This window comes from Phenylobacterium sp. (genome assembly GCF_041919955.1).
GTDB lineage: Bacteria > Pseudomonadota > Alphaproteobacteria > Caulobacterales > Caulobacteraceae > Phenylobacterium.
Genome location: NZ_JAYRSU010000012.1, coordinates 93,814 through 116,460, shown reverse-complemented (window position 1 = coordinate 116,460; position 22,647 = coordinate 93,814). Strand labels below are relative to the sequence as shown.

General features: G+C 70.5%; 27 protein-coding genes. 13 read left to right on the top strand and 14 right to left on the bottom strand.

Features of this window, described 5'->3' with window-relative positions:
* Positions 1 to 2 precede the first annotated feature (2 nt).
* From ACE3T2_RS12105 to ACE3T2_RS12095, 3 genes are all read right to left on the bottom strand, one after another.
* Complete coding sequence (locus ACE3T2_RS12105) at positions 3 to 611, bottom strand: DsbA family protein (RefSeq protein ID WP_374657640.1); 609 nt, start codon at positions 609 to 611, stop codon at positions 3 to 5.
* Positions 612 to 615: 4 nt separating this feature from the next.
* Positions 616 to 1,233, bottom strand: a complete 618-nt coding sequence (locus ACE3T2_RS12100; RefSeq protein ID WP_374657638.1) for a DsbA family protein — start codon at positions 1,231 to 1,233, stop codon at positions 616 to 618.
* 76 nt (positions 1,234 to 1,309) lie between these two features.
* The gene (locus ACE3T2_RS12095) at positions 1,310 to 1,852 is read right to left on the bottom strand and encodes a DUF721 domain-containing protein (RefSeq protein WP_374657636.1); all 543 of its coding nucleotides are present in this window, start codon (positions 1,850 to 1,852) and stop codon (positions 1,310 to 1,312) included.
* A gap of 59 nt (positions 1,853 to 1,911) precedes the next feature.
* On the opposite strand from ACE3T2_RS12095, the gene mutY reads away from it, so the two are divergent.
* Entirely contained in the window at positions 1,912 to 2,958 is a 1,047-nt protein-coding gene (mutY, locus tag ACE3T2_RS12090; RefSeq protein ID WP_374657634.1) for an A/G-specific adenine glycosylase, read from the top strand.
* A gap of 6 nt (positions 2,959 to 2,964) precedes the next feature.
* Here the strand turns inward: mutY and ACE3T2_RS12085 are convergent, their stop codons facing one another.
* The 5 genes from ACE3T2_RS12085 to ACE3T2_RS12065 all read right to left on the bottom strand — a co-directional run bounded on the left by ACE3T2_RS12085 (position 2,965) and on the right by ACE3T2_RS12065 (position 7,474).
* Complete coding sequence (locus tag ACE3T2_RS12085) at positions 2,965 to 4,047, bottom strand: site-specific DNA-methyltransferase (protein WP_374657632.1); 1,083 nt, start codon at positions 4,045 to 4,047, stop codon at positions 2,965 to 2,967.
* An 87-nt stretch (positions 4,048 to 4,134) separates the two neighbouring features.
* Positions 4,135 to 5,187, bottom strand: a complete 1,053-nt coding sequence (locus tag ACE3T2_RS12080; RefSeq protein WP_374657630.1) for a DUF2332 domain-containing protein — start codon at positions 5,185 to 5,187, stop codon at positions 4,135 to 4,137.
* 30 nt (positions 5,188 to 5,217) lie between these two features.
* A complete protein-coding gene (locus ACE3T2_RS12075) occupies positions 5,218 to 5,853 on the bottom strand; it encodes a ribonuclease HII (protein ID WP_374657628.1) in 636 nt (211 codons plus the stop codon).
* Positions 5,853 to 6,443, bottom strand: a complete 591-nt coding sequence (locus ACE3T2_RS12070) for a DNA-3-methyladenine glycosylase I (protein WP_374657626.1) — start codon at positions 6,441 to 6,443, stop codon at positions 5,853 to 5,855. The genes ACE3T2_RS12075 and ACE3T2_RS12070 overlap by 1 nt, the downstream gene beginning before the upstream one ends.
* 230 nt (positions 6,444 to 6,673) lie before the next feature.
* Positions 6,674 to 7,474, bottom strand: coding sequence for a folate-binding protein YgfZ (locus tag ACE3T2_RS12065; protein ID WP_374657624.1), 801 nt, complete (start codon positions 7,472 to 7,474; stop codon positions 6,674 to 6,676).
* Positions 7,475 to 7,535: 61 nt separating this feature from the next.
* Here ACE3T2_RS12065 and ACE3T2_RS12060 point away from each other — a divergent pair, with 61 nt between their 5' ends.
* Positions 7,536 to 8,501: a glycosyltransferase family 9 protein gene (locus ACE3T2_RS12060; protein WP_374657622.1), complete on the top strand. Its 966-nt coding sequence runs from the start codon at positions 7,536 to 7,538 to the stop codon at positions 8,499 to 8,501.
* Positions 8,502 to 8,524: 23 nt separating this feature from the next.
* Positions 8,525 to 9,859 (top strand): dihydroorotase, encoded by a 1,335-nt coding sequence (locus ACE3T2_RS12055; protein WP_374657620.1) that lies wholly within the window; start codon positions 8,525 to 8,527, stop codon positions 9,857 to 9,859.
* Positions 9,860 to 9,901: 42 nt separating this feature from the next.
* Here the strand turns inward: ACE3T2_RS12055 and ACE3T2_RS12050 are convergent, their stop codons facing one another.
* A complete protein-coding gene (locus ACE3T2_RS12050; protein WP_374657618.1) occupies positions 9,902 to 10,456 on the bottom strand; it encodes a hypothetical protein in 555 nt (184 codons plus the stop codon).
* 144 nt (positions 10,457 to 10,600) lie between these two features.
* Between ACE3T2_RS12050 and ACE3T2_RS12045 the strand changes: the two genes are divergently transcribed.
* Positions 10,601 to 10,876, top strand: a complete 276-nt coding sequence (locus tag ACE3T2_RS12045; RefSeq protein WP_374657616.1) for a hypothetical protein — start codon at positions 10,601 to 10,603, stop codon at positions 10,874 to 10,876.
* 30 nt (positions 10,877 to 10,906) lie between these two features.
* A complete protein-coding gene (locus ACE3T2_RS12040) occupies positions 10,907 to 11,248 on the top strand; it encodes a YciI family protein (RefSeq protein ID WP_374657614.1) in 342 nt (113 codons plus the stop codon).
* 12 nt (positions 11,249 to 11,260) lie between these two features.
* On the opposite strand, the gene ACE3T2_RS12035 is transcribed toward ACE3T2_RS12040, so the two are convergent.
* Entirely contained in the window at positions 11,261 to 11,944 is a 684-nt protein-coding gene (locus ACE3T2_RS12035; protein ID WP_374657612.1) for a GNAT family N-acetyltransferase, read from the bottom strand.
* A gap of 90 nt (positions 11,945 to 12,034) precedes the next feature.
* Here ACE3T2_RS12035 and ACE3T2_RS12030 point away from each other — a divergent pair, with 90 nt between their 5' ends.
* Positions 12,035 to 12,559 carry a dihydrofolate reductase family protein gene (locus ACE3T2_RS12030; RefSeq protein ID WP_374657610.1) on the top strand — a complete coding sequence of 175 codons (525 nt, stop codon included), beginning with the start codon at positions 12,035 to 12,037 and terminating at the stop codon, positions 12,557 to 12,559.
* A gap of 60 nt (positions 12,560 to 12,619) precedes the next feature.
* Here the strand turns inward: ACE3T2_RS12030 and ACE3T2_RS12025 are convergent, their stop codons facing one another.
* The 3 genes from ACE3T2_RS12025 to ACE3T2_RS12015 all read right to left on the bottom strand — a co-directional run bounded on the left by ACE3T2_RS12025 (position 12,620) and on the right by ACE3T2_RS12015 (position 14,418).
* The gene (locus ACE3T2_RS12025) at positions 12,620 to 13,297 is read right to left on the bottom strand and encodes a nitroreductase (protein ID WP_374657608.1); all 678 of its coding nucleotides are present in this window, start codon (positions 13,295 to 13,297) and stop codon (positions 12,620 to 12,622) included.
* Between the two features lie 82 nt (positions 13,298 to 13,379).
* A complete protein-coding gene (locus ACE3T2_RS12020) occupies positions 13,380 to 13,781 on the bottom strand; it encodes a GFA family protein (RefSeq protein WP_374657606.1) in 402 nt (133 codons plus the stop codon).
* A gap of 10 nt (positions 13,782 to 13,791) precedes the next feature.
* Entirely contained in the window at positions 13,792 to 14,418 is a 627-nt protein-coding gene (locus ACE3T2_RS12015; protein WP_374657604.1) for a LysE family translocator, read from the bottom strand.
* A 218-nt stretch (positions 14,419 to 14,636) separates the two neighbouring features.
* Here ACE3T2_RS12015 and ACE3T2_RS12010 point away from each other — a divergent pair, with 218 nt between their 5' ends.
* From ACE3T2_RS12010 to ACE3T2_RS11980, 7 genes are all read left to right on the top strand, one after another.
* Positions 14,637 to 15,707, top strand: a complete 1,071-nt coding sequence (locus ACE3T2_RS12010; protein ID WP_374657602.1) for a DUF898 family protein — start codon at positions 14,637 to 14,639, stop codon at positions 15,705 to 15,707.
* Positions 15,682 to 16,035: a YciI family protein gene (locus ACE3T2_RS12005; protein ID WP_374657600.1), complete on the top strand. Its 354-nt coding sequence runs from the start codon at positions 15,682 to 15,684 to the stop codon at positions 16,033 to 16,035. The genes ACE3T2_RS12010 and ACE3T2_RS12005 overlap by 26 nt, the downstream gene beginning before the upstream one ends.
* 4 nt (positions 16,036 to 16,039) lie before the next feature.
* The gene (locus ACE3T2_RS12000; RefSeq protein WP_374657598.1) at positions 16,040 to 17,245 is read left to right on the top strand and encodes an RNA polymerase sigma factor; all 1,206 of its coding nucleotides are present in this window, start codon (positions 16,040 to 16,042) and stop codon (positions 17,243 to 17,245) included.
* A gap of 217 nt (positions 17,246 to 17,462) precedes the next feature.
* Entirely contained in the window at positions 17,463 to 19,232 is a 1,770-nt protein-coding gene (locus ACE3T2_RS11995) for a feruloyl-CoA synthase (RefSeq protein WP_374657596.1), read from the top strand.
* Positions 19,233 to 19,234: 2 nt separating this feature from the next.
* Positions 19,235 to 20,776 carry an acetolactate synthase large subunit gene (locus tag ACE3T2_RS11990; RefSeq protein WP_374657594.1) on the top strand — a complete coding sequence of 514 codons (1,542 nt, stop codon included), beginning with the start codon at positions 19,235 to 19,237 and terminating at the stop codon, positions 20,774 to 20,776.
* A 31-nt stretch (positions 20,777 to 20,807) separates the two neighbouring features.
* Entirely contained in the window at positions 20,808 to 21,260 is a 453-nt protein-coding gene (locus ACE3T2_RS11985) for a four-helix bundle copper-binding protein (protein ID WP_374657592.1), read from the top strand.
* A 49-nt stretch (positions 21,261 to 21,309) separates the two neighbouring features.
* Positions 21,310 to 21,432 carry a hypothetical protein gene (locus ACE3T2_RS11980; protein WP_374657590.1) on the top strand — a complete coding sequence of 41 codons (123 nt, stop codon included), beginning with the start codon at positions 21,310 to 21,312 and terminating at the stop codon, positions 21,430 to 21,432.
* Between the two features lie 63 nt (positions 21,433 to 21,495).
* Here ACE3T2_RS11980 and ACE3T2_RS11975 read toward each other — a convergent pair whose 3' ends face one another.
* Positions 21,496 to 22,617: a hypothetical protein gene (locus tag ACE3T2_RS11975; RefSeq protein WP_374657588.1), complete on the bottom strand. Its 1,122-nt coding sequence runs from the start codon at positions 22,615 to 22,617 to the stop codon at positions 21,496 to 21,498.
* Positions 22,618 to 22,647 lie beyond the last annotated feature (30 nt).

Below are 22,647 nucleotides of genomic sequence, written 5' to 3'. Positions count from 1 at the left end.
TCCTACCGCTTGGAGGCTTGGGCTATGGCCGCGTCGAGCTCGGCCAGGGTCATCTCGCCGACCTTCACGGTCGTGCCGTTGACGACGAAGGTGGGCGTGCCCTCGATATTCGCGTCCTTGAGGCTCTTGGAGACCCGCTCGCGCATGGCGTCCAGGCCTTGCTGGTCGCTGATGCAGGCCTTGACCTGCGCCTCGCTGAGGCCGCCGGCCGCGCCCGCGCGGACCACCGAGGCCAGGGCGTCGCCGCTTTCGGCCCAGACGGGCAGCTCGCGGAACATCGCATCGACGACGGTGAAGTACTTGTCCTTGCCGGCGCAGCGCGCGGTCAGGAAGCCGGCGGCGGCGACCTGGGCCGGCGGCGTGGGCACCTCGCGCAGGATGTAATGCACCTTGCCGGTATCGACGTACTTCTTCTTGAAGGCAGGGAAGACGTCGCGGTTGAAGGCCGCACAATGGCTGCAGGTGACCGAGGCGTACTCGATCACCTGCACCTTGGCCTTGGGATCGCCCAGCGACATGTCGCCGTCCAGCGGGGCGGCGACGGCAGACCCGCACGCCAGCGCGAGGGCCCCGAGGGACGCGACGGCGATGCGGCGGGTCGGACCAGTCATCGACTTACTTCGAGGCTTCGGCGACCGCGGCGTCGAGCTCGGACATGGTGATCTCGCCTTCCTTGATCTTCTTGCCGTTGATGATGAAGGTCGGGGTCGAGGTGATCTTGTCGGTCTTGACCGCCTTCTCGACACGCTCGTTCAGAGCTTTCAGCGCGGCCTCGTCGGTGATGCAGGCGTTGAACTTCTCTTCGGTCATGCCCGCCGACTGCGCGGTGCGCAGCAGCACGCCGCGCATGTCGCCGCTGGTGAACATCTCTTCCTGGGCGTGGAACAGGGCGTCGACGACGTTGAAGTACTTGTCCTTGCCGGCGCAGCGCGCGGTCAGGAAGCCGGCGGCGGCGACCTCGGCCGGAGCGGTCAGGAACTCCTTGAAGGTGTAGTGGACCTTGCCGGTGTCGATGTACTTTTTCTTGAACTCGGGGAAGACCTCGTTGTTGAACTTGCCGCAATGGACGCAGGTCACCGAGGCGTACTCGACCATCTTCACCTTGGCGTTCGGATCGCCCAGCGTCATGTCGGCGGTGTCGGGGGCGCCGGCGCCGCCTCCCTTGGAGCAGCCGGCCAGGGCGAGCGCGCCCAGAGCCGCGGCGACGAGAAGACGACGGTTGAAGTTCGGCATTTGCACCTCTGCGGAATTCCGAATGAAAGATTAAAGCGCGATTCCCGGCGGCAGGAACGTGGGCGCCTGTTGAAAGTCAACCGGCCCGGCGCCGCAAGACGCCGCGACCCAAGCGGAGCAATGCGGCTTTCAGAGGGCTTTCAGGGACCTCGTCCAGGCTACGGTTCAACTCAGCCTCCTGAGCGGCGTCCAGGGGCGCGGCGCGGCGCGGCTGGGGCCTGGCCTCGGCCGCCAGGCCGCGCAGGGGCCCCTGGACGATACGCAGCTTGTTCACCGATCCCTCGCCGAGGAACAGGTTCACCCGAGCCACGATCTCCGGCGCCTGGTGCTGGATCAGGGCGGCGGAGGCGCCGGCGACGCGGATCTCCAGCGCGCCCGGACCGCCGCCGCGCGGCTTGGAGAGTTTCACCGGCTCGGTGCGTTTGGCGATGTCGACGCCGACAATCTCGCGCCAGCGCGCCTGCAGCGCGCCCGGACCCTGGCCGTACTTGGCGTCGAGTTCCTTGAGCAGCTTGTTCAGCCCGCGCCCGGCCGGGGGCGGCGGACGCCGCTGGGGCTGGGTCCGCTTGCGCGCCAGGATCGCGGCGGCTTCGGCAGGGGTGGGGAGCGGGCGTCGCATTCGCCGCCATCCTACAACAGGGCTCCCGGTCGAGGCGAGGATCGGGTAGCCAGGAACCTGTGAACCCCGAGATCCTGCGCGCCCGCCTGCTGGCCTGGTACGATGCGAACGCCCGCGACCTGCCCTGGCGGATCGGGCCGGCCGACCATGCCGCAGGGGTGCGCGCCGATCCCTATCGGGTCTGGCTGTCCGAGGTGATGCTCCAGCAGACCACCGTCCCTCACGCCGCCCCTTACTTCCTCAAGTTCACTCAGCGCTGGCCGACCGTGTCGGACCTGGCGGCCGAGGCGGACGAGGAGGTGATGGCCGCCTGGGCGGGCCTTGGCTATTATGCCCGCGCGCGCAATCTGCTGGCCTGCGCGCGCGCCGTCGCCAAGGACCACGGCGGCGTGTTTCCCGACACCGAGGAAGGGCTGCGGAGCCTGCCGGGCCTGGGGCCCTACACGGCCGCAGCGGTCGGGGCGATCACCTTCGACCTGCCGACCAACGTCGTCGACGGCAACGTCGAACGGGTGATGTCGCGCCTGTTCGCCGTGCAGGCGCCGCTGCCGGAGGGCAAGGCCGAGCTCAAGGCCCTGGCCGGCTCATTGGTTCGCGACGCGCGCCCTGGCGACTGGGCTCAGGCGCTGATGGACCTGGGGGCCACGGTCTGCCGGCCCAAGGCGCCGCTCTGCGACCGCTGCCCGATCGCCGAGGGCTGCGCGGCGTTCGCCGAGGGCGCGCCCGAGACCTATCCGCGCAAGACGCCCAAGGCCGCGCGGCCGCGTCGCCACGGCGTCGCCTACATCCTGACCCGCGGGAACGAGGTGGCGTTGGTGCGTCGCCCGCCCAAGGGCCTGCTGGGCGGCATGCTGGCCCTGCCGACCAGCGACTGGCGCGCGGGGGCCTGGAGCGATGCCGAAGCCTTGGCGGGGGCCCCGGCCTCAGCCGACTGGCGCGCGGTAGGAGAAGTCGAGCACGTCTTCACCCACTTCAGCCTTACCCTGCGCCTGCTGCGGGCCGAAGGCGACGCCGACGGTGTGATCTGGACGCCACCCGCCGGGCTGGAGGCCCTGCCGAGCGTGTTCCTCAAGGCCGTGCGAACGGGGCTGAGCAATCTGCTCTGAGCAGCCTCAGGCGTGCGGCATGGCCGAGCGGATCTTCGCGCGCAGCACGTCGATCGGCGCCAGGCCCTTGTCGGACTTGAAGTGCCAATAGGTCCAGCCGTTGCAGGCGGGAGCGGACTGCACCATGGCGCCGACCTTGTGGATCGAGCCCGACAGTTCGCCCACGACCAGGCTGCCGTCGGCGCGCACGCGGGCCATCCGCTCGCCCTTGGGGCAGTAGAGCGCGTCGCCCGGGCTGAGCAGGCCCGCTTCCAGCACCTGTCCGAACGGCACGCGCGGTTCGGACTTCTTCGAGCCGGTGACCTCCAGGTCGCCGGGCGCGATGGGGACGATCTTGCTGATGCGGTCCTTGGCCAGGGCGACGTACTTCTCGTCCTGCTCCAGCCCGATGTAGCGGCGGCCCAGGCGCTTGGCGGCCGCGCCGGTGGTGCCGGTGCCGAAGAACGGGTCCAGGATGATGTCGCCGGGCTTGGTCGACGACAAGATCACGCGATGCAGCAGGGCTTCGGGCTTCTGGGTCGGATGGGCCTTGGCGCCGGTCTCGTCCTTAAGGCGCTCCTCGCCGGTGCAGAGCGGGAAGGTCCAGTCCGAGCGCATCTGGACGTCGTCGTTGGCCATCTTCATGGCGTCGTAGTTGAAGGTGTACTTGCGCGCGCCGCGGCCCTTGGCGGCCCAGATCAGGGTCTCGTGGGCGTTGGTGAACCGGGTGCCCTTGAAGTTCGGCATGGGGTTGGTCTTGCGCCAGACGATGTCGTTCAGCAGCCAGAACCCCAGGTCCTGCAGGGCGACGCCGACCCGGAAGATGTTGTGATAGCTGCCGATCACCCAGAGCGCGCCGTCGTCCTTCAAGACGCGGCGGCACTCGGCCAGCCATTCGCGGGTGAACTTGTCGTAGGCCGCGAAGCTCTCGAACTGGTCCCAATGGTCGTCGACGGCGTCGACCTTGGAGTTGTCGGGACGCAACAGGTCGCCACCGAGCTGGAGATTATAAGGGGGGTCGGCGAAGACCAGGTCGACGCACTTGTCGGGCAGCTTCTTCAGCTGCTCGATGCAGTCGCCTTGGATGATCGTGTCGGCCTGAACGCCCATAACTCACCTCGATGTCCGGAGTCAGAATCCTGAGTCATCGTGGTGAAGAGGGTTTTACCGAACGTGGTTAACGGCCGTTGATCTTGGTTAACCCAGCCAGTTCGCCGAAGCGCCGTGGGCGTGAACGACGGCCAGGACGCGCTCTTCTCCACCGGGCCACATCGTAAGCCGCACCTCCATGATCGCCATGTTTTCGGGCGGCGGCTCCATGCGCAGCCAGGCGAGCGGCGCGTCCAGAGTGGCGGAGGCGCCAATGTATTCAATGGCTTGGTGCAGCGCGGCCTGACTCTCGGCAGGCATGTATTGCCAGAACACCGAGTGGTAGATCACCGTCGCCGCGCCCGGCTCCGGGCGGACCGACTGCGCTGTCCAGTCGACCCCGTCGGCCGCCTCGACGGCTACGTCCTGCATCAACGCGACGCCGATCGCCGCGCGAATTCGCTCCAGCCGGTCGAACTGGTCAGGCCAGACATAGGCCAGCAGGCGTCGGCGCTGGACGGGATCTCGGAGGTCCACGGGGCGGCGGTCGCAGGCCTGGCGATGAACGACGCGCACCGGAGCGTCCAGCGGGGGCAGGGCGCCGGACCAGTCCGACGGCAGCAGCACCGGGCTTTCCGGACCCCAGGGCAAGCCTGAAAGATCGTAGCGATAGCGGTCCCAGGAGAGATTGAGCCCGGCGCTGGCGGCGATCTCGAAGCAGCGCAGCGGCAGACCCGTTTCCTTCGCCAGGGTGAGGAAGCCGCCCAGCAGGCAGGCCGAGCGGCGGACCTCGTTCGTCTGGGGCTCGTGCTCCATGAAGGCGGAGAGGCGGTCGGCGCGCCCGGCCATCGCGCGGCGGGCCTCGGGCCAGGCGGACTCGGCGTCGAAAGCCTTGCCGGGCTGGGGATAGGCGCGGGCGAGGGCGGGGTCGTCGCCGCTCAGCACCAGGTCATGCAAGCCGCCGAGCAATCGCAGCGGAACGGCCGCCGCCATCAGCCCGCGCAGGTCCTGACCGTTCCAGGGCGCGAGCAGTCCGGCGGTCGGGCCGCCGGCGTCCAGGTCCTCTGCGGCCAGTTCCAGCAGCCTGGCGTGGAAGGGCGAGCCGAGCGCCAGGCAGGCCTGACCCTGGAGGCGAAGCGTGGAGGATAGCGCCTTGTCCATGCCCCCGCGTCGCGCCGCACGGGCTGGCGGTCAATCTTGATTCAGTTGGTCAATCCGCCCCGGATCCTGGCCGGCCAGGGCCAGGCGCACCGGCTCCCATCCCTGGCGGTGGATGGGGCAGGGGCCCAAGGTGCGCAGGGCCTCGACATGGGTCTGGGCGTGGTAGCCCTTGTGGCCGGCGAAGCCGTAGCCGGGGTAGAGGCCGTCCATCTCGATCATCAGCCGGTCGCGGGCGACCTTGGCCAGGATCGAGGCCGCGGCGATCGAGGCGCTGATTGCGTCGCCCTTGACCACAGTCTTGATTTCACAAGGTAATTTGAACTTGTAGTTGCCGTCCACCAGGGCGAAGGCCGGGCTGGGATTCAACGCCTCGACCGCCCGGCGCATGGCCAGGCCCGTGGCGTGCAGGATGTTCAGCTGGGCGATCTCCTCGACGCTGCCGAACGCGACGGCCCAGGCCAGGGCGCTCTGCTTGATCTCGATCTCCAGCGCGTCGCGGGCCTTGGCGCTGAGCTTCTTCGAGTCGTTGAGGCCTTGCGGCACGCGGGCGGGATCGAGGATCACCGCCGCGGCGCTGACGGGGCCAGCCCAGGGACCGCGGCCGGCCTCGTCCACCCCGCAGACGGGGCCGGTCAGGCAGGCTTGCTCGAGCAACATGTCCGGCATCAACGCACCAGCCGTTTGACTTGATCGTGGCGATGGCAGCAGGTCAGGTGGTCGTTGACGAAGCCGGTGGCCTGCATGAAGGCGTAGACGATCACCGGGCCGACGAACTTGAATCCCTTGGCCTTCAAGGCCTTGGACATCTCCTCGGCCACCCGCGTCTGGGCCGGGACCTGGCCGATTTCGGTCCACTGGTTCTGGATCACCCGGCCATTGGTGAAGCTCCAGAGGAACTGGCTGAAGTCCTCGCCCTTCTCGCGCATGTCGAGATAGATCCGCGCGCCGGAGATGGCCGCATCGATCTTGGCGTTCGAGCGGACGATGCCGGCGTCGGCCATCAGCCGGGCCCGGTCGGCCTCGCCGTAGCGGGCGACCAGTTCGGGATCGAAGCCGTCGAAGGCGGCGCGGAAGGCGTCGCGCTTGCGCAGGATGGTTATCCAGGCGAGGCCCGCCTGGAAGCCGTCGAGGACGAGCTTCTCCCACAGGGCGCGGGAGTCGTACTCCGGCACCCCCCATTCGGTGTCGTGATAGGCCTCGTAGAGCGGGTCGCCGGCCATGCCGCGCCAGCCGCATCGAATCAGGTCGCCGGTCATGGGACGCAGTCTTGGCTTTCGGCAGGTCCGGCTTCAAGCGGCGCCGACAGCGGCTCTATCGGCAGGTTTCCACCCGCAGGCTTCCAGCAACTCTCACGGTAGAGGGCCATTCGGCCCGATGTCGCAGGCTCGGGGCCGAAGCGTGCTCGCAGGAGCCCAGGCGCGGCTTGGGGTTTGCGGCGCTATCGGCATCGGCAGGTTTGGGCGCGGCCGTGCCGATAGCGGAGGCGTCAGGCGGTCGTCAGCCAGTCCGGCGTCTCCGCCCGCACGGCGACCCCCTCGGCGGCGAGGTCGCCGTCCAAGCGGTCGAGGCGGACCAGGGCGATGGCGCGGCCGGGCTGGCCAGAGAGCACCTCGCCGGCCCGGCGCTCGCCGTTCAGCAGCAGCTCGGCCCCGGCGGGCGGCGGCGCGCCCTCGAAGGCAAGGGGCAGCATGCGGTTCTTGATCTGGCCGCGGCGCTTCATGCGCGAAGTCGTCTCCTGGCCGACGAAGCAGCCCTTCTTGAAGTCGATGCCCTGCAGCAGGTCGAAATTGGCCTCGATCGGATAAGTCTTCTCCACGCCCCAGTCGGCGGGGCCGGGCACGCCGAGCGAGAGGCGGTGGGCGTCGTAGGCGATCTCGTCCTGGTCGGCGGTGACGGCGACGTCGTAGCCGCGCCAGCCGAGGGCGGGCAGGCGGGGGTCGGGGAGCCATTCGCGGCCGGGCTCGGCGCCCCAGGCGGCGAAGACGGGCGCCTCGTCCGCCGCGATCGTCACCTTGGCCCGCAGCCGATACATGGTCAGGCGCAGGATCAGGGCGTCGCGCTGGGCCCGCTCGACGTCGAGCCAGGCGCCGTCCCGACGGCCGATCACGAACAGGTCGTAGAGCAGCCGGCCCTGCGGGTTGAGAAGGGCGCCGAAGCGGATCTCGCCCGGGGCCAGGGTCTCGACGTCCTGGGTGATCAAGCCCTGGAGGAAGCTGCGCCAGTCCTCCCCGCCGAGGGCGATCAGGGCGCGGCTGGTCAGGGCGGCGGTCTTCGGCTGCGTCGTCATGCGCCAGGAGTTAAGGGCTCGGCGGGTGGAGCGCCAGCGGAAGGAGCCCTATAGATGGGCGATGGCGCACGGGGCTTTCCCGATTCTGTTCATCACGGCGACGCGGATCGGCGACGCCGTCCTCTCGTCCGGGCTGATCAAGCGGCTGCTCGACGAGATCCCCAACGCGCGCTTCACGATCGTCGCCGGCAAGGCCGCCGCGCCGCTGTTTTCCGAGACGCCGCGGCTGGACCGCATCATCGTCATGGAGAAGGACCGCAACGGCGGCCACTGGTTCAAGCTGTGGCGCGAAGTGCGCCATCGCAAATGGGGCCTGATCGTCGACCTGCGCGGCTCGGCCATCAGCCAGTTCCTTCGCCGCGAGCGGCGGGCGGTGTTCAAGCGCAGCTCCGGGCCGCCGATCCACAAGGTGATCGAGGCCGCGCGGCTGCTGAAGATCGAGGACGAGGACGCGCCGGCCCCCTACCTCTTCACCTCGGCGGCGACCGAGGCCTATGCGGACGAGCTGACCGCGGGCAAGGGGCCGATCCTGGCCATCGCGCCGGCCGCCAACTGGGTCGGCAAGACCTGGCCGGTCGAGCGCTTCGCCCAGGTGGCGATCCAGCTGCTGGGCGGGCCGATGGCCGGCGGGCGGCTGATGCTGCTGGGCGGGCCGGACGACGGCCAGGCGATCAGCGCCCTGCGCAGCGTGGTCCCGCGTGAGCGGACCATCGACCTGGCCGGCAAGGTCGAACTGCTGGCCAGCTACGCCTGCCTGAAGCGGGCGCGGCTGTTCATCGGCAACGATTCCGGCCTGATGCACATGGCCGCCGCAGCCGGGGCGCCGACCATCGGCCTGTTCGGCCCGTCGGACGAGCGGCTCTATGCGCCGTGGGGACCGCACACCAAGGTCGTGCGCGGGGTTCGGCGGCTGGAAGAGATCCGCGAGGTTGACCACGACCTTTCTCAGGCGCTCTGTCACATGATGGACCTGCCGGTGGACTGGGTGACCGCCGCCGCCAAGGACCTGCTCGCCGAAACCGCTTAGTTCCAGACAGTCAGGACGATCCCATGCCCGAGACCTTCGACCTCATCGTGCGGGGCGGCGAGGTGGTGAACCATGCCGGCCGCGGACACGCCGACGTCGGCGTGCGGGGCGGCAAGATCGTCGAGATCGGCGACCTCGGCCAAGCCAGCGCCGACCAGGTCTTCGACGCCAAGGGACTGACCGTGCTGCCCGGCGTGATCGACACCCAGGTCCATTTCCGCGAGCCGGGCCTGGAGTGGAAGGAAGACCTGGAGACCGGATCGCGCGCCGCGGCGATGGGCGGCGTCGTCGCCGTGTTCGAGATGCCGAACACCGAGCCGACCACCACCGACCCGGACGCCCTGGCCGACAAGCTGCACCGCGCGGCCGGCCGCATGCACACCGACCACGCCTTCTATGTCGGCGGCACCCACGAGAACGCCCAGTTCCTCGGCGAGCTGGAGCGGCTGCCCGGCTGCTGCGGGATCAAGGTGTTCATGGGCGCCTCGACCGGGAGCCTGCTGGTCCAGGACGACGAGGGCATCGAGCAGGTGCTGCGCCACGTGAACCGCCGCGCCGCCTTCCACTCGGAAGACGAATACCGGCTGGCCGAGCGCCGGCCGCTGGCCCGCACCGGCGACTGGACCAGCCACGAGGAGGTGCGCGACGCCGCCTCGGCCCTGGAGAGCACGCACAGGCTGGTGCGGATCGCCAAGGCGCTGGGCAAGCGCATCCACGTGCTGCACGTGACGACGCGCGAGGAGATCGAGTTCCTGGCCCTGCACAAGGACGTGGCCAGCGTCGAGGTCACGCCCCAGCACCTGACCCTGACCGCGCCGGAGGCCTATGAGCGGCTGAAGGGCTACGCCCAGATGAACCCGCCGATCCGCAACGCCTATCACCAGGCCGGTCTGTGGCACGGCATCGCCGCCGGCATCGCCGACGTGCTGGGCTCGGACCACGCCCCGCACACCAAGGACGAGAAGGCCCGGCCCTATCCGGCCTCGCCCTCCGGCATGCCGGGGGTGCAGACCCTGGTCCCGGTGATGCTGACCCACGTGAACGAGGGCCGGCTCAGCCTGGAACGCTTCGTCGACCTGACCAGCCACGGCGCGAACCGGGTGTTCGGCATGGCCGACAAGGGCCGCCTCGCGGTCGGCTACGACGCCGACATCACCGTGGTCGACATGAAGGCCCGCCGGGTCATCAAGCACGAGGACATGGCCACCCGCGTCGGCTGGACCCCCTTCGACGGCTTCGAGGCCAAGGGCTGGCCCACCGCGACGATCATCCGCGGCACGGTGGTGATGCGCGACGACGAACTGGTCGCGCCGAGCATCGGCCAGCCGGTGCGGTTCGCCGAGACGCTGGGCGGGTAGGGCCAAGTCCCGGCGGCCGGGAGCGGACGCCCGGTCGGGCTGCTATCTGGCGGACTCCAGGGCCCGGAAGGGCGCCTCGTCGGCGTCCTGCTCGAGGGTCAGAGGCAGCAGATCGTCGTCAACCGTCGTGCTGAGGTGTCCCCAGCACGGCTGCAGCGCGTTGCCGGCCTCGCGCCACCAGGCTGTGACCGGCCCTTCGTAGTCCGATCGAATCGAATAGCCGCCATCCGGTCCTTGTGCGGCCAGATACACGTGGGCGCCGTGGAACGGCGGCAAGGTGGATGTGGGCGAGGGTGGCGGGATCGCGGCGACGCGTTGAACGACGCCCTCCAGGGCCGGGCAACGTCGGCCGTCGATCCAGGCCCGTTCGACCCGGTAGGTCGGACCGGTGACGCCGGCCGTCGTTCGGGTGCGGCGCTCAGCCATCCAGAACGGGCCGTCCTTGGACCAGACCTGGCGGAGCGCGAGGCTTTCGTAGAGGCCCGTATAGTGGCCCGACACGACGCGGATCCGGTAGACGTCGGTGAAGCCGGGCGCGGCTTGCACGGGGCTGCTGACGCCAACGAGCAGGACGAACAGAGCGAAGCTTCGGTACATGCCGCCTTCCCGGGCCGGTGACGCTCGGCATGGTTGTCATCGAACTGGGTCAGCAACAGGGCGGCCCCGCGCGCGGTCGGCGCCGGCGCTTTGCCCCCTGCCGCGCAGGGAGTAGTGTTGGCTCACGGTAGTGGGATGAGAGCCATGAGCGACGCTGTCGGCCCCGGCGACCTGGTCCTGTGCGTGAACGCCGCCCCGAACCACGTGACGGGTCGGCCCGTGCCGCTGCAGGCCGGAGAGACCTATCGCGTGCTGGCGGTGATGGAGTTCGCGTGCCCGTGCGGGCGCTCCGACGCCCTGCTCGACGTCGGCGTCGACTTCGCCTGGTGCCAGACCCGCTTCCGGTTGCTGCCCAAGCCGAAGGCGCAGGCAAAGCCGCAGCGGGTCTCGGCGCCGCGCGAGAAAGAGACCATCGGCTGAACCGGCCGCTGGGCGGGACGTTGAAGGCGCGTGCCCAGGTTCATCACCATCGGCTATGGCGACCAGGCCGGCTACGACCGCACCGCTCCGGCGGTGCGGGACGCCGCTCACGCCGCAGACGCAGAACGGGCGCGGCGCGGCGACGTCATGGGGATCGCCGGAAAGCCGGTGCAGGTGCGCAACCCTGACGCTGCAGGGACTCGGGTGACACAGGGGCCGTTCCTGTCGGCGGGCCTGCCGGTCGCCGGCTTCGCCCTCATCGAGGCCCCCGACCTCGCGGCCGCTATCAGGATCGCCGCGGCGAGCCCCTGCGCGGTCGCGCAAGGCGTGGTCGAGGTCTGGCCGCTGGAGGTCGCGCCGGGCGAGGCGTGATCTGACGCGGCCTCATGCTAACCTCCTACGCACGGCCGTCGTCAGCGGCGAGACCAGCCGCCAGCCCAGCGTGCTGTAGAGGGCCTGGCCGTCCGGGGTGGCGACCAGGGCGCCGCGGGTCGCGCCGGCGTGGGCGGCGGCGAGGGCCAGTTCGTGCATGACGGCGCGGCCGAGGCCGCGGCGGCGGTGGGCGGGCTCGGTGACGATCTGGTCGAAGACGGCGACGGCGCCGGCCAGGAAGGCGCGGCCGCTGGCGGCGGCCTCGCCGTTCCACTCGGCGTGGGCGGCGACGACGTAGCCGTGCGGCAGGACCTCGATCTCGTATCGGTAACCGTCGGCGCCGCGTGGCGCGGGATGGGCCAGGTCGTCGGCGACCATCAGGAAGCCGACGGGTTCGAGCGCCCAGCCCTGCGCCAGCAGAGGCTGCACGGCTTCGGGCGGCGCGCAGACCTTGATGAAGACGTCGGGCTCCTCGATCTCGCGTGAGGCCTGGGCGACGCCCGGAGAAGGGCCGGCGAAGACGTAGCGGGCCTTCTGGTCGGGCAGGCCGACCTCGACATGCAGGCCGCCATAGGCCGAGCTCGGGGGCGCGGTTCCGCGCGAGCGCGCCCAGCCTTCGACCCAGGCCCTCACGATCTCATCGAGCGTTTCGGGCGCGGGGCGGGCGATCATGGCGGCGGCGTCGTCCGGGGGCATCGAACTCATCTCCTGGCGAGCGCGCATTCTTGCCCCGGGCGGCGCCAGAACATGGCAGCATGGTGCGGGGTTTCGAGAGGGAGTTTGCGCATGGCCAAGCTGGTGTTCGGGATGAACCTCTCGCTGGACGGCTATGTCGACCACGACGCGATGGAGACCGGGCCGGAGCTGTTCCGGCACTGGACCGAGCACGTGGGCGGCCTGGCGGGCAGCGTCTATGGGCGGCGCATGTACGAGATCATGCGCTACTGGGACGAGGACGATCCCACCTGGGACGATGCGCGCCGGGACTTCGCAAGGGCTTGGCGGGCGCAGCCGAAATGGGTCGCCTCGCGCACGCTCAAGTCGGTCGGCCCTAACGCCACGCTGATCGAAGGCTGCGTCGAGGCGGCGGTCGCCGAGCTGAAGGGCCGGCTCTCCGGCGAGGTCGCGGTCTCCGGCCCGGTGCTAGCGGGGAGCTTGCCTGGGCTGATCGACGAGTACCGCCTCTATCTGCATCCCGTCGTGCTGGGGCGCGGCGCGCCGTTCTTCACCGGCCCGCGGCCGCCGCTGCGGCTGGCGGCGCAGGAGATGATGGGCGAGGGCGTGCTGCGGCTTACCTACGTGCCGGCCTAGTCGCTCAGACTGCAAAAGAGGCGGTCATCCCGGGATGACCGGAGGGTAGGGGCGGCGGGCCTAGTCCCCGAAGCCGACGAAGACGGCGGCTTCCTCGACGCTCTTGCGCTCCGACACCACGGCGTTTGCGGGGAAGCTGTCGTCGGGCCAGCCGAGGGCGACGCTCTTCATGATCACCTGGTCGTCGGCGATGCCGGCGTGTTCGCGCACCACCGGGGACTGCATGATGCCCTGGCTGTTGATCACCGCGCCCAGGCCGCGCGACCAGGCGGCGTTGACCAGGGCGGTGGTGACCGCGCCGCAGTCGAAGGGGGTGTCGTCGCTGCCGTCCAGGACCTTGTCGTAGGTCACGATGATGCAGACCGGGGCGTCGAACTGGCGGAAGCCGCGCAGCACCCAGTCCTGGCGGCCCTCCTTGTCCTCGCGGGCGATGCCCATGGCGGCGAAGAGCTGCTTGGCCACCCCGACCTGGCGGTCGCGGTGCGTGCCGGCGAACGGCTGGCCGGTGCGGAATTCGCGCGAGTGCGGCACGCCGGCCAGGTTGCGCTCGGTGTTGCCGGCGCGGATGCGGTCGAGCGGCTCGCCGGTGATGACGTAGAAGTTCCAGGGCTGGGTGTTCATCGAGGACGGCGCGCGCATGGCCAGGCCGATGATCTCCTCGATCAGCTTGCGCGGCACCGGGTCGGGCTTGTAACCGCGGATGCTGCGGCGGCCGAGGATGACGTCGTCGAACTGCATGAATGGCTCTCTGAAATGGTCGCGCGGTCCAATTTCGGGAAGCTGTCAGCTTTCGCGGGCCAAGCCAATCGGCGCCGCAGCGTCAGGTCTTCGGAAAGCCTTCGGGGAACTGCGGGTGGGCGGCGTCCGGGTCGTACCAGCTGGCGCCGTCCGAGCGCCAGATGTGCGCCTGGCGCGCGACCGTGACCGGGGTGTCGAGGCAGCCGAGCCGCAGCATCAGCATCGGAGCGCCCTCCCGCTCGGCGACCAGATGCGAGCCGCAGGCCGAGCAGAAGCGGCGGGTCTTGCCGGGCGAGGAGTCGAAGGCGGCCAGGGCCTCCTCGCCCCGCGTCCAGCGGAAGCGCTCGCGGGGGACGGCGGCCAAGCTGGAGAAGGCCGCGGCGTGGGTCTTGCGGCAGGTCTCGCAATGGCAATGGACGATGGCCTCGAGCTGCGTGTCGGCCTCGTAGGCGACAGCGCCGCAGAGGCAGCTTCCGGTCAACATCGTGGGCTCCTCAGCTCTGGGCGGTGGCGAGTTTCGCCGCCAGGCCGACGAAGATCAGGCTGGCGACGCGGTTCATGGTGATCTGGGCCTTTTCCGATCGCATCAGCCGCGCGCTGATCACCCCGGCCATCACCGAGATCAGCGAGAAGGCGAACAGCGAGCAGGCGATGAACACCACGCCCAGCACCGCGACCTGGGGCGCGAAGGGGCCGGCGGCGGGGGTGATGAACTGCGGCAGGAAGGCCAGGAAGAAGATCGCGACCTTGGGATTGGTCACGTTCATCACGATGCCGCGCAGGTAGAGGCGCCAGAACGGCTGGGGCTTGAGCGCCTCGCCCTCGATCGAGGCCGGGCCGGCGCGGAAGGCGCCCCAGGCCAGATAGAGCAGGTAGGCTGCGCCGGCGAACTTCAGCAGGGTGAAGGCGAGCGCCGACTTCTGGAAGATCACCGCCAAGCCGAAGGCGACCAGGGCGGTGTGGACCAGGAGCCCCGTGCAGAGGCCGAGGGTGACGCTGACCCCGACCTTCCAGCCGCGCATGGCCGCCTGGGTCAGGACGAAGATGTTGTCCGGCCCGGGGATGAAGGCCAGCACCAGGGAGGCGCCGACAAAGGCGATCAGCATCTCGGGCGAAGGCATGGGCGGCTCCGGGTCTGGATGACGTCGTCCTGACTGCCACAAAATCGCGGCCGGCCCACGCGGCAATTCGCTCCGTTTCGGAAACGTGCGCCGATGCGGCCGAAGGCGGCCGGCCTTCGGTTCTCGGAAACTCTTGGCGGCTAGGCTATAGTCGCCTGAGCGGGGTGGCGCTTCGGCGCCGCAGTGACAGGCTCGGTCACGCGCGTAGTGAGGAGTAGATGTCGCGAACCGACGTCGCACCCGGCGGCACGAGCCTGTCGCCTGAACAGCACCTGGACACGGAAGCCTTCCGGGCCTTGAGCCTGCGCGGCGCGCTGCTGGCCGTTCCGACCCTGACCCTGCACCGGTTCTGGGGGCGCAGCGAGACGCGGCGCTGGCTGTGGGACGCCACCGACCTGGGCGGCGATCCGCTGGATTACGGCGGCAGCGGCGGCGAGCTGCTGGCCGGCTTCCTGATCAAGTGGCTGGTGATCGGAGGCTGCCTGCTCGGCGCCTGGACCAGCCTGCAGGCCATGGGCGCGTGGGGAGCGCCGCTGATCGTGCTGCTGGTCGCCGGCGCGGTCTACGCACATGGGTTCACCCGCTTTGCAGGCTTCGTCTACCTGGCCAGCCGCACGGCCTGGCGTGGGGAGATGTTCGAGGTCGAGGGCTCGCCCGTCGCCTTCGCCGCGCGCGAGCTGCGCGACGCGGCCCTGATGGTCGTCACCGCCGGCTGGTGGGCGCCCCGTGCGCAGCGGGCGCGGACCGCCGCTCTGTGGGGCGGGCTGCGACATCCGGGCGCGCGGCTGGGCTTCGACGCCGGGGCGGCGGGGCGCGAGCCGCTCTACAGCGCCTTCGCCATCGGCTGGTTCGCCAGCGTGATGATCTTGCTGTTCATCGCCGGCGTGATGCTGGGTCTGGCCTCCGGCTTCTTCCCGACCCCCGACGTAGGCGCGGCGCCGAGCGTGGGGCAACTGGCGGCGCTGGCCCTGCTGCTGGCCGGGCTGTGGGTGCTGCTGCGGGCGGCCTGGGCGCCCTATTGCGAGGCGACGCGCGCGGCGACGGCGGCCGGCTTCCATCTGCGGCTGCGGCGCGACGAGAAGGCCGCGGCGCGCGCCGCCCTGACGGACGGGGCGATTCTGGCAGGATCCCTGGGCCTGCTGGCGCCCTGGGTGGCGGCGCGGAAAAGCGCGCGATTGTTCGCGGCCCTGTCGAATCGCGGCGAGCCGGCGCGTCTATCTGTCGACGCGGAGCGCGCGTCGCTGCGAACCAGGGGTGAGACCCATGCAATACATGCTGCTGATCTATGAGCCCGAGGCCGCCTACGAGGGCGAGCCGGGGCAGGCGCTGCTGATGGAGATCGTCGGCAAGCACATGGCGCTGTCGGGCGAACTGCGCGAGGGCGGGGTCCTGGTGGGCGGCGACGGGCTGGAGCCTGCGTCCACGGCGACCACGGTGGCGACCGACGCGACCGGCAAGCAGACCCTGCACGACGGGCCTTACGCCGAGACCCGCGAGACCCTGGGCGGCTACTACCTGATCCAGGTCGAGGGGCTGGACGCCGCCCTGGCGGTGGCGCGGCGCATACCGGTGGTTCCGGGCGGCAAGGTCGAGGTCCGCCCCGTCTCGCAATACTGACCCGATGGACATCGGACGCGCCGTCGAGGACGCCCGGCTAAAGGTCGTGGCCGGCCTGGCGGCGCGGTTCGGCGACCTGGACCTGGCGCAGGACGCCTTCGCCGAGGCCGCCGCCGCGGCGGTGAGCGCCTGGCGGAGCGAGCCGCCGCGCGATGCGGCCGCCTGGCTGTGGCGGGCGGCCCTGCGCAAGGGGCTGGACGCGCGGCGGCGGGCCGGCGTGCGCAGCCGCGCCGTCCATGATCGGCCCGAGCCGGAGCCGACCCCGGAGGAGGCGCTGATGGCCGCGCAGGCCCCGATCCCCGACGAGCGGCTGAGCCTGATCTTCGCCTGCTGCCATCCGGCCCTGGCCGCGGAGGCGCGCATCGCCCTGACCCTGAAGGTGGTCTGCGGCCTGTCGAGCGGGGCGATCGCGCGGGCCTTCCTGACGCCCGAGCCGACGATCTTGCAGCGCATCACCCGCGCCAAGAAGAAGATCGCCGCGGCCCGGGTGCGGTTCGAGGTCCCGGCCCGGGAAGCCTGGGCCGAGCGGCTGGAGGCGGTGCTGGCCACGGTCGAAATCGCCTACGCCCTGGCTTACGAGGACGCCGCCCTGGCCGGGGAGGGAGCGGTGTTCGCGGGCGAGGCCATGCGGCTGACCGGAGTGCTGGCGGCGCTGCTGCCCGACGAGCCGGAGGTGCTCGGGCTGGCGGCGCTGGTGCGGCTGGCCGAGGCGCGGCGGCCGGCGCGGCTGGACGCCGGCGGGGCGATGGTCCCGCTGGCCGAGCAGGTCGTCGAAGAATGGGACGCGGTGCAGATCGGGCAGGCCGCGCGGCTGCTGGACCGGGCGGCGGCGATGCGGCGGACCGGCCCGCGGCAGGTCCTGGCGGCGATCCACGCGGCGCACGTCTCGCGCCTGCAGACCGGCGTGACGCCCTGGCGCGAGATCGCGACGCTGTACGAGGCGCTGGCGGTGCTGCGGCCGGGGCCGATCAGCGCGGTGAACCGGGCGGTGGCGATCGGCCATGCCGACGGCGCGCAGGCGGGGCTGGCGGCGTTGGAGGCGAGCGAGCGGCTGGAGGCCTGGCTGCCCTGGCAGGTCGCGCGGGCATGGCTCAGCGCGCAGGCCGGGCGACCAGAGGCGGCGAAGGACGCCTATCGCGCGGCCCTGGCCCTGGGCCCCGCGCCGGCCGAGCGGCTGTATCTGGAGCGGCGGCTGGCGGAGCTTCCATAGGTGTCATCCCGGTTTGCGAAGCAAGACCGGGACCCATTGCCGCCAGATGGCCGAGGAGATGGCGCGGCCGAGCCCCTTTCTGATCCATCCGGTGTTCATGGGTCCCGGTCTTCGGCCTTCGGCCGAAACCAGGATGACACGAGAGGGAGAGACACCTCGGGAGACGCGCGCGGAGGGGATAGCGCCCGCCGCGCGGCGCCGCTAAGGCTATCGGCCCATGGACGCTAGAATCCGCCTTGTCGACGCTCCCTTTCGCGATCCGCGCTACGCACCGCGGCGGCTGGAGGTCGAGGACCGGGGCGGGGGCGAGCTGATTCTCACCAACCCGACGCCGCACGCGACGAACTTCGTCACCATGACCCAGGCGATGGCGCGCTGGGCCGTCGAGGCGCCGGGGCGGACCTGGATCGCCGAGCGGTCGGGCGAGGGTTGGCGCGAGGTGTCGTTCAGCCAGGCCTGGGATGTCGTGCGAGCTTTGGCAGGCGGCCTTCGCGAACTGGGCGTGGTCGGAGAACGGCCGCTGCTGATCCTGGCCCGCAACGGCGTCGACCACGCGCTGATCAGTTATGGCGCGATGAGCCAGGGCATGCCGGTCGCGCCGGTCTCGCCGCAGTACGGCCTGCCGGGGGCGAACCTCGCGCGCTTGGCCCATGCGGTCGAGGTGCTGAAGCCCGCCGCGGTCTATACCGAGGATGCGGCCCTGTTCGGCGAGGCGCTCGACGCGCCGTTCCTGGCCGGCCTGCCGGTGATCGCGGGGAAGAACGCGCGGGGCGGGGACGTGCCGCTGGAGCGCCTGCTGGCCGCAACGCCGGCCGAACCGACGGCCCAGCCTGAGGACCACGCCAAGTACCTGTTGACCTCCGGCTCCACGGGCCTGCCCAAGGCGGTGGTCTGCCTGCACAAGGGGATCGCGACGAACGCGGCCCAGATCGACGCCTGCTTTACCGACGACGAGCCGCCGGTGATCGTCAACTCGGCGCCCTGGAGCCACAGCCTGGGGGCCAACTCGATCCTGCACATGGCCCTGCACCGGGGCGGCAGCGTCTATGTCGACGCCGGCCAGCCGGTGGCGGGGCGGTTCGGCGATACGGCGGCGAACCTGAAGCTGGTCTCGCCCACCTATCACAACATGGTGCCGGCGGGCTGGATGCTGCTGGCCGGCGAGCTGGAGCGCGACGAGGCGCTGGCGAAGATGTTCTTCGCGCGCGTGCGGGTGCTGCAATACGGCGGCGCGGCCCTTGGCCAGGACATCTGCGACCGCATCCAGGCGGTGGCGGTGGCGACTGTGGGCGAGAAGATCAGCTTCGCGTCCGGCTATGGCGCGACCGAGACCGGGCCGACCGCCTGCAACGTCCACTGGACCAACGAGAAGATGGGCCTGATCGGCCTGCCCGTGCCGGGCACCCAGGTGAAGCTGACCCCCGCCGCCGGCAAGCTGGAGTTCCGGGTGAAGGGGCCGCAGGTCTCGCCCGGATACCTGGGGCGTCCGGATCTGTCGGCGCAGAGCTTCGACGAGGACGGCTTCTACCTGCTGGGCGACGCGGCGCGGTTCGTCGAGGCGGGCGAGCCGCAGGCCGGGCTGGCCTTCGACGGACGGATTTCCGAGAACTTCAAGCTGGCCAGCGGCACCTTCGTGACGGTTGGCGACCTGCGGGTGAAGGCGGTCTCGGCGGTGGGCGACGCGGTCACCGACGCGGTCGTCTGCGGCGAGGGGCGCGAGGCGCTGGGCCTGCTGTTCTACCCCAACCCGACCTGGGCGCGGGCCGAGGTCGAGGCGGCCGTGCGCGAGGGGATCGCCCGCTACAACGCCGCGGCCAAGGGATCGGGCGGCCGGATCGCCCGGGCCCTGGTGCTGGCCACGGCCCCCGACCCGAACGCCGGGGAGATCACCGACAAGGGCTATATCGCCCAGCCCATCGCGCGGTCCTTGAGGGCCGGCGAGGTGGAGCGGCTGTTTTCAGAAGCAATTGATGTGATGGTGTTTTGAGCATGAACGGCGCCGACGCCCTGATTACGACCCTCGTCGACAACGAGGTCACCGCCTGCTTCGCCAATCCGGGCACCAGCGAGATGCAGTTCGTGGCGGCGCTGGACCGCCAGCCGAAGATGCGCCCGGTGCTGTGCCTGTTCGAGGGCGTGGCGACGGGGGCGGCGGACGGCTACGGACGCATCGCCGGGACGCCGGCCTGCACCCTGCTGCACCTGGGCCCCGGCTACGGCAACGGCCTGGCCAATCTGCACAACGCCCGGCGGGCCTTCACCCCGATCGTCAACGTGGTCGGCGACCACGCCACCTATCACCGCCAGTACGACGCGCCGCTGAACTCGGACATCCCGACCATCGTCGGGCCGAATTCGCTGTGGGTGAAGTCGGCCGACAGCCCCGACACGGTGGCCGACATCACCGCCGAGGCGATCGAGGCCAGCTATGGCCCGCCCGGCGGCCCGGTCAGCCTGATCCTGCCGGCGGACTCCGCCTGGCTGGAGACCGGCAAGGTCAGCGCCAAGGCCGAGCGTCCGGTGCGCGCCGCGCCCGGCGCCGGCGTGGTCGAGGACGTGGCCAAGGCGGTGCGGGCGAGCGCCAGGACCGTGGTGCTGCTGGGCGGCGACGCCACCGGCGCGGCGGCGCTGGAACAGGCCGCACGGTTGCAGGCGGCGGGCCTGCGGGTGATGGCCGACACCTTCTGCGCGCGCCAGCCGCGCGGGGCGGGGATCTTCCAACCGGCGCGGATGCAGTATTTCGGCGAGGCGGCGCTGGCCGATCTGGCCGGGACCGAGCTGATGGTGTTCGTCGGCACGACGACGCCGGTCGCCTTCTTCGCCTATCCCGACCGGCCCAGCGTGCTGGTCCCCGAGGGCTGCGAGACCATGACCCTGGTCCAGCGTTCGGAAGACGCCGTGGCGGGCCTGGCGGCCCTGGCCGACGCCCTGGGCGCGCCGGCCAGCGGGCCTTCGCAACCGCTGAAGGTGGCCGACGCGGCCCCGACAGGGCCGCTGACGCCGCAGTCGGCCGGGGTGTCGGTGGCGCGCCACCTGCCCGAGGGCGCGATCATCTGCGACGACTCGGTGACCTCGGGCGGCGGGATCGCCGTGCCCTGCGCGACCGCCAAGGCGCACGACGTGCTGGCCCTGACCGGCGGGGCGATCGGCATCGGCGGGCCGCTGGCGATCGGGGCGGCCACGGCCGCGCCGGATCGCAAGGTGGTCTCGCTGAACGGCGACGGTTCGGCCATGTACACGGTGCAGTCGCTGTGGACGATGGCGCGCGAGAACCAGGACGTGACCGTGGTGGTGTTCGCCAATCACAGCTACCGCATCCTGAACATCGAGATGGGCCGCACGGGGTCGGGCAATCCGGGGCCGTCGGCCAGCCAACTGCTGGACCTGGGCAATCCGAAGATCGACTGGGTGTCGCTGGCCAAGGGCCTGGGCGTGCCGGCCGTGCGCTGCGAGACGGCCGAGGACTTCGACGCCGCCTTCGCCCGCGCCATGGCCGAGCCGGGCCCGAAGTTCATCGAGGCGGCGATCTAGGAGCGGCGGAACATCGGCGCGGACCGGTGGGTTGAAGGGACATCCCCACAACCCACCCCGGAGCGGCGCCATGCACGTCCAGCAGATCATTTCCACGCACCCACAGGCTCACGGCGAGGCCAACGGCGCGCTGATCGCCTGTATCGAGGCCTGCTACGACTGCGCCCAGACCTGCACCTCGTGCGCGGACGCGTGCCTGGGCGAGGCGCGTGTGGCCGATCTCGCCCAGTGCATCCGAAGCTGCCTGGACTGCGCCGACGTCTGCGGCGTGGCCGGGACGCTGGCGACCCGGCGGACGGGGTCGAACCAACTGCTGGTCCAGCGGACGCTCGAACTCTGCCAGGAAGCCTGCCGGCTGTGCGCGGAGGAATGCGAGCAGCATGCCGCACACATGGCGCATTGCGCGGTCTGCGCCGAGGCGTGCCGCAGGTGCGAGAACGCGTGTCGCCAAGCTCTGACAGAGAATTTTGCGACGCAGCATTGATTTTTTGTGCGTCGCAACATAAGTGAGCCTCAGCAATTTGGAGGCGATCATGTTTGCCGATTACAGCAACGTCGAAGGCCAGCTTGCGATGCAGCGCGTCGTGTACGCCTTCGTCCAGAAGGTCCTGCACCGCCTGCGCGGCGAGGGCGCCCACGCCCACTCGGCCGCCTAAGCCGAACCGGACCTTCGACGAAAAAAGGGCCCGCGGAGCGATCCGCGGGCCTTTTTCGTGCGCCTAGTGCGGCAATCCCCAGCGCTTGGGATCGAGCAGGGCCTTCGGAGGCAGAACGTCGGCCATCCGCAGCTTGGCGCGGCTGACGAAGACAGCGGTGAAGTTGCGTTCCGTACCCCAGCTCCACTCGGTGATCTTTAAGGGCGCGCCGTCCGCGGCGCGGCACTCTCTGCGTCCGTCATCCTCGATGTCCGTTACGAGATTGACCCACTGGCACCGCTCTCCGTTGACGACCTCCCAGCGACCGAGCGTTTGGACGCGAGCACGTGTGCTGGGATTAGGTCTGCGGAAGTCCAGCGAACGGTCTGCGCCGCCGGCTGAAAGGGAGAAATACAGCGCTACGCTGTCGTCGGCCCTGCGGCTTTCGACGCTTCGGCCAGCAGGATAGCGGACGTCGTTGTAGAGCCAGTCGCCATGGCGGCGTATCGTGATGGACGACCCAGGCCGCGCCCCCTTAAGCATGACCTCGTAATCGCCCGCGGAGGGGGCGGCGGAGGCGTCGCCGACCCAGGGGGCAAGATCGAGCAGGTCGCGCGGAGGCTGGACCTCTTCGGCGTCGAACCGCCGGCGCGTCACCTGGACCGCCTCGGCCGGGTGTTGGTCTTCTCTACGACGCCAGAGTTCGATCCCATCGGCGGTGACGCAGCCGATCCGTTGCAGCGGTCTTTGCTTCGGGGCGGGCGGCTCTTCGCGCCAGACGCTCCAGACCTCGCAGGGCTCCCCGAGCACCTGTCTGCGTTCGCTGGTCTTGAAGCTGCGGTAGTCGGTTTTGGGCGAGGGCTTGGATCTGCGGATGAAGATCGAGGCGTAACGGCCTTGGGCGTCGCTGGCGACCACGATCTGGCTTCCTGTCGACAGGCCAACATAACTGGCGAACCTTTGCTCGGTCGTGCCTTCGCTCACCCGCAGCCAGACACCCTTTCGGTGGACGATCACGGGGTCTTTGCCGCGGAGGAAGACGGCTTCATAGTCGGCGCCGTGCGAAGGATCTGGCACAAAGACGCCCTGCAGGCTGGCCAGCCAGCCAGGCGAGAGTGTGGTCTGGCCAGGCGCGGGACCTGCTGTCAGCAGGGCCACGGCCATGACCGCCGCGATGGCGGAACCCTTCAGCCAAGGCTGGGGCATAGGCGCCTCGTCAATCCGCGCGATTATCGA